2 protein-coding genes are annotated in these 2,183 nt (G+C 74.1%); both read right to left on the reverse strand.

What is annotated here, in order from left to right; genetic code table 11:
- Positions 1–252 precede the first annotated feature (252 nt).
- A complete protein-coding gene (locus ACTUAL_RS16860; protein WP_440900933.1) occupies positions 253–1,761 on the reverse strand; it encodes a dipeptide ABC transporter ATP-binding protein in 1,509 nt (502 codons plus the stop codon).
- An 83-nt stretch (positions 1,762–1,844) separates the two neighbouring features.
- The coding region (locus ACTUAL_RS16865; RefSeq protein ID WP_440900934.1) for an ABC transporter permease subunit at positions 1,845–2,183 on the reverse strand (339 nt) is incomplete at its 5' end.

Consider the following 2,183-nt stretch of genomic DNA (forward strand, 5'->3'; position numbering starts at 1 on the left):
GGGCTGGTCGACCCGTCGCTGATCAACCCGTCGCTGTTGGTGTCGAAGAACGCGGCGCCGCCCACGCTGCCCGCCTGGGCGAGGGCGACCGGCCCGGCCGGGAGCAGCACGGCGAGGGCGACGAGCACGGCGAGGAGGACCCTGGCGAACACCCTGGCCACGCTCCGCCCCCGTACCCGCCCGCGCGCGCCGGGAACCCCGAGTGAACCGGACCAGGTGACACCCTGAAGCGTCACCCCGCTCCCGCCCGGCTCACCCCGCTCCCGCAGGGATCGACTCCACCAGCGCCCGCGTGTACTCGTGCCCCGGCGCCCCCAGCACCGCCTCCACCGGCCCGTCCTCCACCACCCGCCCCCGGTGCAGCACCGACACCGTGTGCGCCAGCTGCCGCACCAGCGCCAGGTCGTGCGACACGAACACGTACGTCAGCCCCAGCTCCGCCTGGAGCTCCAGCAGCACCTCCACGATCCCCGCCTGCACGCTCACGTCCAGCGCCGACGTCGGCTCGTCCAGCACCACCACGTCCGGCCGCAGCACCAGCGACCTGGCCAGCGCCACCCGCTGCCGCTGCCCGCCCGACAGGGTGCCCGGCCTGCGGGTGCGCAGCCCCTCGTCCAACCCGACCGCCCGCAGCGCCTCCAGCACCCGCCGCTCCCGCTCGCGCCGCGTCCCGACCTTGAACCGCCCCAGCGACTCGCCCACCAGCCGCTGCACGGTCCACGTCGGGTCCAGCGAGGTGAACGGGTTCTGGTACACCAGTTGCAGGTGCCGCCGCAGCGCCCGCAGCGACGCGTGCGAGCGCCCCGACACCTCCTCGCCCGCCACCCGGATCGAGCCCTCCTCCGGCTCCTCCAACCCCAGCAGCAGCCGGATCGTGGTCGTCTTGCCCGACCCGGACTCGCCCACCAGCGCGTGCGTGGTCCCGGCCGGGACGGTGAACGACACGCCGTCCACCGCGCGCAGCGAGCCGAACGACTTCACCACCCCGGACACCTCGATCCTCGGCGGCCCGGCCGACGCGGCGGCCTTCGCGCGCGCGTCCGCGTGCCGGTCCGGGTTCAGCGCGGGCACGTCCGCGCGCAACCGCCGCGTGTACTCCTGCGACGGCGAGGCGAACACCTCCGCAGTCGGACCGGACTCGCGCACCCGCCCGTCCTTGAGCACCACCAGCGAGTCCGCCCGCTCGGCCGCCACCGCCAGGTCATGGGTGATCAGCAGCAGCCCGATGTCCAGCTCCCGCCCGAGCCGCCCGAGCAGGTCCAGCACGCGCTTCTGGATCGTCACGTCCAGCGCCGACGTCGGCTCGTCCGCCACGACCAGCGCGGGCCGGGGCAGCACGGTCAGCCCGATCAGCACCCGCTGGAGCATCCCGCCGGACAGCTGGTGCGGGTACGAGTCGAACACCCGGCGCGGCTCGTCCAGACCGACCTGCGCGAACACCTCCAGCACCGCCGCGCGCCGGTCCACGTCCCCGTCCAGCAGGGCCGCAGCCTCCAGCGCCTGCGCGCCGATCGTGCGCACCGGGTTGAGCGAGCTGGCCGGGTCCTGCGGCACGAACCCGATCCGCCTGCCGCGCAGCGGCCGGAAATCCCGCTCCGGCAACGACAGCACGTCCCGACCCTCGAACTCGACCCGCCCGGTGGCCCGCCCGGAACCCAGCCGCAGCACCGCGCGGGCGATCGTCGACTTGCCCGAGCCGGACTCGCCGATCAGCGCGAGCGAGCGCCCGCGCGCCAGGTCGAAGTCCACATCGGACACCACCTGATCGCCTCCGTACGACACGGAGAGCCCTTCGACCCGGAGCAGTCGCCCGGTCCCCCGGTGGGACTCGGGGCGGTCCAGGGTCAGTCTGTCCTGCGGAGCCATCGGCTGATCCTGTTCACGGAGAGGACGGTCGTGATGATCACCAGCGCGGGCGCGGTGACCAGCCACGGGGCCAGCGGGAAGTCCTTGCCGACCGAGACCAGCAGGCCCCAGTCGGACGCGGGCGGCGGGTCGCCGTAGCCCAGGAACGCCAGACCCGCGATCACCAGCACGGACAGCCCGAACTGGAGCACCGCCAGGGTCAGCACCGAGCGCGACGCGTTGGGCAGCACGTGCCGCAGCAGCACGTGCCTGCGCGACCCGCCCTGCAAGTACGAGGACTCGATGAACACCGCCCGCCGGGTCTTGATCACCTCGGC

This window comes from Actinosynnema sp. (assembly GCF_052038725.1).